A 7692-nucleotide genomic window follows, 5' to 3' on the forward strand; every position below is an offset into this window, starting at 1 on the left:
GGAGAAGGCGCGGCTTACGGCGGACCGCGCCAAGAAGGCCGAGCAGGACAAGGCAGCCGCCGTTGCCAAGGCCGCCGAGGACGCGCGGCTTGCAGCGGAGAAGGCCAAGCAGGTCGAGGAAGCAAAGGCCGCCGCAGCCGAGCAGCGCAGGAAGGATGCCGAGACCGCCGTGGCCAAGGCGCTGGCCGACAAGCAGGCTGCCGAGAAGGCACTCACTGATAAGATCGCGAACGACAAGGCGGCTTCCGAGCAGGCAGCAAAGCAGGCGGCCGAAAAGCGTGACGGCGAGCAGAAGGTCGCGGCAGTTGCCCCAACGCAATCGCCGCCCAGCCTCTCGCCGCAGGAGACGGCCAAACTGGTGCAGTCGGAACTCCGTCGCGTCGGGTGTCTGACGGGCGCAGCGGACGGCGAATGGAACGCCGCCGCGCAGCGCTCGCTGACGCTGTTCAACAAGCATGCCGGGACGAAGTTCGACACCAAGCTGGCGAGCTTCGACGCTCTCGACGCGATCAAGGGCAAGCAAGGACGCGTCTGCCCGCTGGTCTGCGACCGCGGCTCCAGGGCTGATGGCGATAGCTGCGTGAAGATCACCTGTCGCGCGGGCTATCGGGTCAACGACGACAACGAGTGCGAGAAGGTGCAGGACAAGAAGCCTGTCGCGACCCGCGAGGACGCCAAGCCGCGAGACACGGAGCGGAAGAAGGTCGAGTCCGCGCCCGCAAAGCCGTCCGCCTCTGGTCAGATGCTCTGCAATGCTGCAGGCTGTCGGCCGGTAAGACCCGGCTGTCGGGTCGTAGACCGCCCGTATAGTAGAGCCCAGGCCGCTCCTGGAGGGGCCCAAACTGAAGTGTGCAATTAAGCCGCGGCCGAGACGCAATCATTCCCTTGCAGATCACCCAAACCTGCACCAATCGCCACCCGAGCCACGGCCAACAGTGCGGCGAAGCGGCGATTGGCCCTGTCTGAGCACTTCGGCTTTTGGCCCTTAGCCGAAGGTCGCTTGAACCCGTGTCATGTCGGCTTTCAGAGGCAAACCCGACGGCAATCCAGCATCACGTCTACCGACGCTCATGACCCGTTGCGGACATTAGCCGCTAAAGGCGAGCCAGTAACGAAGCCTTAGGTTGGCACAACTAGATGTAGTGAACTCCATATCGGGAACGCTATGACGACTCCTGAACTTGTTGGGTTTGGCTCTGCGGCTGTGCTCGCCGCCTCTGCATTCATGGTGTTACGCCCTCTCTGGTTCTTTGGTCGCAAGCTCTCGCTAGAGGAAACGCTTTCAGTCGGTTGGGTGGCTTGGTCGATCTTAATGGCCGGGTTCGTGGCTCGACTTCTCAAAAAGCGAACTGAGCGCCTGAACGCCATCTGCGCGTTGCGTTCCCGCCTCTGATGTTCGCGGTCAAGGAGCCGTCGACCTTTGCATCGGTTAAGCGTACTGCGYGAATGATGAACGATCCGCCATAGCAGACGCCAGACCCGTTTCACCGCATCACTATCAGCAGCAACGCGGTAATCAACGCAGCAAGACACAACGATAGCTTCAAGTAGAGCGGTAAGCGGACGGGGTTGGATTCTCTTACCGTTTCGTACTTCCTGGCTTCTCGAATGACGGTCTCAATGGCATTTCGAGTTTCGGCGGAAGCTCCCTCGGCCAAAGCACGCGCCGTCTTTTCAAGTTCTTTGATGTTGCTCTTTTGCATGCAACGAGGGACCTCGAGAGTGGTACATCCACAAATATCAAGCCGCGGTCGGATACCAACGACTTGGCTGTCATGTTAGTACGGATACCTGCGTGCTGTGGAGCGAGAATTTCCGGAACGTGCGGCGGATGCCCATTTTCGGCCGGATAAGCCCTGGGGGCGACCGCGGCAAGCCGTTGATTGTCCTTAGCCCGTGGCTTGCTCTTGTTCCGCGGGCCCCAGGTTCGAGCGCTGGTGCGCCCACCCGGGCTTTAGAGCATCGGCTCGAACTGGCAGCGCACGAGCATCTCGGATCCGTCGCCGATCGTTCCGCCACAGATCCCCACCTGCCTGCGTCGCGCGCGGGAGCCCAGCGTTTCCGTCAACCCTGATCTCGACGACATCGGGACGTAGATCGGTATACTGCCACCATGCACCGGAGCAAGGATCAGACGATGGACGATACGATTGGCTTCCCCGACCCCGGCCTCGACCTGTCCGACGGCTTCAAGCCGCACACCTCGCATTGGGGCGTGTTCTCGGCTCGTAATAGTGCAGCCGGCCTTGAGGTCAGGGCCTATGCAGGCGATCCTGATCCGAACGGCATCATCGACAATTTCCCCGGCGCGCTGCGGCACCAGGCGCGCATCGCCCAGCCGGCGATTCGCCGCGGCTGGCTCGAGCGAGGTCCCGGCCCGGACGATCGCCGCGGCCGCGACGAATTCGTCTCTGTGAGCTGGGAGAAGGCGCTCGACCTCCTCGGCGACGAACTCGGCCGCATCCGCGACACGCGCGGGCCCGGCGCCGTGTTCGGCGGCTCCTATGGCTGGTCGAGCGCGGGTCGCTTTCACCACGCGCAGAGCCAGGTGCATCGCTTCCTCAACATCGCGATGGGCGGCTATGTGCGCTCGGTGAACACCTATTCCTCCGGCGCGTCCTCGGTGCTGCTGCCGCAGATCTTGGCGGGCTACGAGGACATCACCAAGCGCAACGTCACCTGGGAGCAGATTGCGACTGAGACCGACATCGTGCTGGCGTTCGGCGGCATGGCGCTGAAGAACTCCATGGTGGCCGGCGGCTCGATCAGCAAGCATGTCGAGCGCGGCGCGATGGAAACGGCGCGCCGGCGCGGCTGCGAGTTCATCCTGGTCAGCCCGTTGCGTGAAGACCTGCCGGTCGAGGCCGGAGCCGAGTGGATGACCTGCTTGCCCAGCACCGACACCGCGCTGATGCTCGGCATCGTCCACACGCTGGTCAGCGAGAACCTGCACGATCAGGCCTTCCTCGACCGCTACACCGAGGGCTGGCCCGTCTTCCTGCGTTATCTCACCGGCGACAGCGATGGACAGCCGAAGAGCGCCGAGTGGGCCGCCGCGATCTCCGGCGTCGGCGCGGACACGATCCGCACGCTCGCCCGCCGCCTTGCCGGAAAGCGCGCGCTCATCACCGTCTCGCATTCGCTGCAGCGCGCCGAGCATGGCGAGCAGCCGGTGTGGATGGGCATGGTGCTGGCGGCAGCCCTCGGCCAGATCGGCTTGCCCGGCGGCGGCTACGCCTATTCATTGGGGGCGATCGGCTATTACGGCCGCCGCGTCAACGACGTGCCGGGGCCGACGCTCGGCCAGGGCCGCAACGGCGTCCGTGATTTCATCCCGGTCGCGCGCATCGCCGACATGCTGCTCAATCCCGGATCCACCTATCGCTACAATGGCGAGACGCGCACCTATCCGGACATCCGCCTCGTCTACTGGGCCGGCGGCAATCCCTTCCATCACCATCAGGACATCAACCGCCTGCGCAAGGCCTTCGCCAGGCTCGACACGCTGGTCGTGCACGAGCTGGCCTGGACCGCCACCGCGCGGCATGCCGACATCGTGCTGCCATCGACCATGACGCTGGAACGCGAGGACATCGGCTATTCCACCAATGATCCCCTCATGGTCGCGATGCACCGGATCGCCGAGCCGTTTGGCCTCGCGCGCGACGACTACGATATCTTCGCCGATCTCGCCGAGCGTCTAGGGGCCCGCGAACCCTTTACCGAAGGACGCACGTCGCGGGAGTGGCTAAAACATCTCTACGAGCCGACCCGGGCCTCGCTCGAAGCGCGCGGCCTCGAGGCGCCAGGCTTCGACGAATTCTGGCAGCGCGGCAGCCTGGTCGTGCCGCAACAGCCCGACGACGGCGGCCGGTTGCGCCGCTTCCGCGAGGATCCGGTCGCTCACGCCCTGCCGACGCCGAGCGGCCGCATCGAGATTTTCTCTGCGAAGATCGCGGGCCATGGCGATGCCGATTGTCCCGGCCATCCGGTCTGGCTGGAGAAGACCGACATGCCCACGCCCGGCGCGCCGTGCTTCCTCGTCGCCAACCAGCCGGTGACGCGCCTGCACAGCCAGCTCGACTTCGGCGGACATTCGCTTCAAAGCAAACATCGGGGACGCGAGGTCGCGCGCATGAACCCGCGCGATGCCGACGCGCGCGGTATCAAGGACGGCGACATCATCCGCCTGTTCAACGCGCGCGGCGCCTGCCTCGCCGCAGTCCACGTCACCGACGGCGTTGCGCCCGGCGTGGTCCAGCTCCCGACCGGCGCCTGGTACGACCCGATGGACCCCGAGGACGACGCGCCGCTCTGCGTCCACGGCAATCCGAACGTGCTCACCCGCGACATCGGCACATCGTCCTTCGCGCAGGGCTGCACGGGGCAGCTGACGACGGTGGAGGTAGAGAAGTTCACCGGCAATCTGCCGCCGATCCGGGCCTTCGATCCGGTGTAGCGGATTGTGGTCGTAACGACGTAGCCCGGATCGAGCGAAGCGAAATCCGGGACCGCTCGGTCGGCGTAGCACTTTTCCCGGATTGCGCTCGGCTCCATCCGGGCTACAGATCCTTGCGTTGTGTGAGGCAACATTTTCGTGTCCCGGATGCGGCGCAGCGCCCTTCAGCGGTGCGCTGCAGAGCCGGGGCCCACCGCGCCCTACCGTGTCGCCATCCGGGTCCCGGCTCTGCGCAGCAACGCTAAGGGGCGTTGCAGCGCGTCCGGGACACGAGAGCGGCGTAGCCCACCCGTGCGAATTTGAAATCGGCCCGGGCATGACGAAAGAAAGCTCCCGCGCCGCGCTGCTAAGGGTTCGTGATTCCAGGCAAGGATCAACGAACATGACCAAGGCAGACCTACAAAGCCCGACCGATCTCGGCGCCAACGCGAACCGGGACATTCCCGCCGCGCTGCGCGCCCTGCTCGCCGATGTCTTCGCGCTCTATCTGAAGACTAAGAACTTCCACTGGCACATGTCGGGCAGCCATTTTCGCGACTATCACCTGCTGCTGGACGAGCAGGCCGACCAGATCTTCGCCATGACCGACGACATCGCCGAGCGCGCGCGCAAGATCGGCGGCACGACGCTGCGCTCGATCGGCCACATCGCGCGCGAGCAGCGCATCCTCGACAACGACGCGGACTATGTCGATCCCCTGGACATGCTGGCGGAATTGCGCAGCGACAATCAGCAACTGACGCGGGAGATGCGGCGCGTGCATGAGCTCTGCGACGAATATGGCGATGTCGCAACCGCAAGCCTGATCGAGAACTGGATCGATGAGGCCGAGCGCCGGGTCTGGTTCCTGTACGAGTCCGGCCGCACCGGTCCGCATGCGTGATGCCGCGCGCCGCGGTGGCGGTTGCAGCGATACAAAGAAAAGGGGCCGTCCTGTGGGGGAGCAGGGACGGCCCCGAGTGGCTCGTAGGCCCGGGAGGAGGGCGCGAGCCGGCGCAAGTGGAGGGGCACTTGCGTTCGAAACGTTGCAGACCAACCAGAGGCGTATTCCGCAATTCCAATGTCGCCTGGCGTGTCGATAAGGACGCGCTACGCGGCCGCGCTGGCCATCCAATCCCTGTCCGCAGCAGGACGGCGCCGCGGCAGCGCTTCGACTGCGAGAGGCTCGGCCTTGCTGGCGAGGCGCCAGCGTGCCGGAGACTGGCCGCTGATGCGCTTGAAGACGGTCGAAAAATGCGCCTGCGTGCTGAAACCGACTGCAAGCGCGATCTCGGCCAATGGCCGCCCGGTCGTTGCGAGCAGCGTCTTCGCGTGCTCGATCCGGTGATTGAGCAGATATTCGCGCGGACGGTAGCCGGTCGCCGCGCGGAATTGTGCTGCAAAGTGCATCCTGGACAGGCCGGCGACATTGGCGAGTTCGGACAGGCTGATGCAGCGGTCGAAATTGTCCGCGATGTATTGCTCGACGCGCCGCAGCCGCCATTTCGGCAAGGCGTTGACCCTGGCGCGCGGCGGCTCCAGCCGGGCCAGGTGCATCGCAAGGGTCTTGCCGATGCAGCGTGCGAACTGCTGGTCCGCGGCATCGCTGTGCTCGGTCAGCGCCTTGGCGAGCTCGGCGGCGAGCGGGTCGCGCAGCAGGACGAGGTCGCCAAGTCCTTCAGCGGCAGGCAATTGCGCCGGGAAATGATCAGCGGAGATGTGGAAGTGCAGGAAGGCGCAAGGCGCCTGGAATTGTGCGGCGAGAGGCTTCGACGGCGCGCTGACATAGAGTGTCCCTGCGGGCATGGTGCCGTCGAAGATGACCTGGCGGTCGCGGGTCAATTTCGYGCGCGTGGTCTTCAGGGCAATGCCGACGAAGTAGCGATCCTCCGGCGTCGTCGCGTCGTGCGACGAGCCGTCTCTGAGATCCTCCCACCGCGAAATCGTGATGTCCTCGACCGCCGCCTCCGGGCTGCGGTCGATGCGGCGCCATCCGCGTTCCCTGAGGATCGCCTGTGCCGCCTGGCGGACCTGGTGATCGCGTGGGGCGGCCTGAAGATCAATCCAGGCAGGCGCCGCATGCAAGTCGGTAAACATCGCTCGTCCTCTCTTGGCATCACGGCCGCTGGCGGCGACCGGCAAACTCTCAAGCCCAAAGCTTTCAACAAGGCTTTCAAGAAGGTTTTCGATGCTCGGAGGATAGGCATGAGCCGGACAAGAAGCCCGTTAGTGATGATTAGGATGTGTTAGATTTTGTGTGCGCGAATATGGTGTGACAGCCCGTCGCAGAGGGGCCGACTTTGTCAGCCTTTTCAATTCTTTGCGCCGATTGGCGTAGTGCGAGGGCAGGCGGGACGCGACGCGGCGATCGACACACTGGTGTGAGTTTCGTGCTCTGCGTTCACTGGGCCTCGCGTAGAGATTGCGAGGGCGGCGTGTCGCCGCTGCTACTCGAACACGGCGTCGAAGATCTCGACGTCCATCAGCACGGGCTTGGCAATCTGGGTTCCATCAGCCTGCAGCGTCTGCACGCGCCGAAGCGTCGGCACCACGATGCCGCCGAAATTGTCATGGGCCCAGGAATGATGCGCGACCTTCATCCCGAAGAGATCGTGATCCGTCCGCCGCTGCAAAGCGTTCTGGTCGAAATAGAAGATCTGCTCGGGCGCGAGCGTGATCAGGTGCGCGGGGAATTGCGCCCGCAGCCGCCGCCAGGTCTCAGTGCCTTCAGACCGGGGCGACAGTTCCTCCAGCACGACATCGGGATGAGCAAGCAGGAATGGAATCGTCAGGTAATTCCAGATCGCGACGCCGCAGAAGAAGACGAGATGCAGTTCGTCCGCAAGCGCGGGGGCACTGGCCGCGGGAAACGCAAGGCTCGGATTGCGCCAGGTCCGCAGCACCTCGCCATCCAGGCTTTCGATCGTGATCGCGTCCGGTTGAAAGGAGCCTGAGTGTTCTCCCCCGGTGATGCCGGTGAAGCGGACGGATTGCGTCCGGGTCGAACCTTCCGCGGTCACATCCTTGAACTCTCTGGCGTGTCCGGCACTGGAGAACAGCGTTCCGCCGACGGAAAGGTGGAGCGTGAAACGGTTCAAGCTGCTCCAGCGGTCCAAACCGCCGCTGGCATCGATTACATCGTCAAGGAGAGCCATGTCCCGCCATATCCACCGTGAAACGCCACCACCATGGCGGGGCGCATGCGGCTTGGCGTGTTAGAAGTTGTTAGGAGTTGCGAGCAGGCAGTATGGCGG

The 7692-nt window shown here is 64.4% G+C and carries 5 protein-coding genes and 1 pseudogene; 3 read left to right on the forward strand and 3 right to left on the reverse strand.

The window, feature by feature from the left end:
- Positions 1-859 (forward strand): annotated as a pseudogene (locus AC1D00_RS17455) (caspase family protein); the annotation flags it as partial.
- A gap of 625 nt (positions 860-1484) precedes the next feature.
- Here AC1D00_RS17455 and AC1D00_RS17460 read toward each other — a convergent pair.
- The gene (locus tag AC1D00_RS17460; RefSeq protein ID WP_027546172.1) at positions 1485-1703 is read right to left on the reverse strand and encodes a hypothetical protein; all 219 of its coding nucleotides are present in this window, start codon (positions 1701-1703) and stop codon (positions 1485-1487) included.
- Positions 1704-2137: 434 nt separating this feature from the next.
- Here AC1D00_RS17460 and AC1D00_RS17465 point away from each other — a divergent pair, with 434 nt between their 5' ends.
- Together AC1D00_RS17465 and AC1D00_RS17470 are read left to right on the forward strand one after the other, a co-directional pair.
- Positions 2138-4459 carry a molybdopterin guanine dinucleotide-containing S/N-oxide reductase gene (locus AC1D00_RS17465; RefSeq protein WP_477011518.1) on the forward strand — a complete coding sequence of 774 codons (2322 nt, stop codon included), beginning with the start codon at positions 2138-2140 and terminating at the stop codon, positions 4457-4459.
- Positions 4460-4841: 382 nt separating this feature from the next.
- On the forward strand, positions 4842-5342 hold the full coding sequence (locus tag AC1D00_RS17470) for a Dps family protein (RefSeq protein ID WP_135176758.1): 501 nt from the start codon (positions 4842-4844) through the stop codon (positions 5340-5342).
- A 206-nt stretch (positions 5343-5548) separates the two neighbouring features.
- Here AC1D00_RS17470 and AC1D00_RS17475 read toward each other — a convergent pair whose 3' ends face one another.
- On the reverse strand, positions 5549-6535 hold the full coding sequence (locus AC1D00_RS17475) for a helix-turn-helix domain-containing protein (RefSeq protein ID WP_477011519.1): 987 nt from the start codon (positions 6533-6535) through the stop codon (positions 5549-5551).
- Positions 6536-6885: 350 nt separating this feature from the next.
- Positions 6886-7593 carry a hypothetical protein gene (locus tag AC1D00_RS17480; protein WP_135176756.1) on the reverse strand — a complete coding sequence of 236 codons (708 nt, stop codon included), beginning with the start codon at positions 7591-7593 and terminating at the stop codon, positions 6886-6888.
- Positions 7594-7692: the final 99 nt, after the last annotated feature.

The sequence above is a fragment of the Bradyrhizobium sp. P2_E8 genome, from assembly GCF_056403875.1.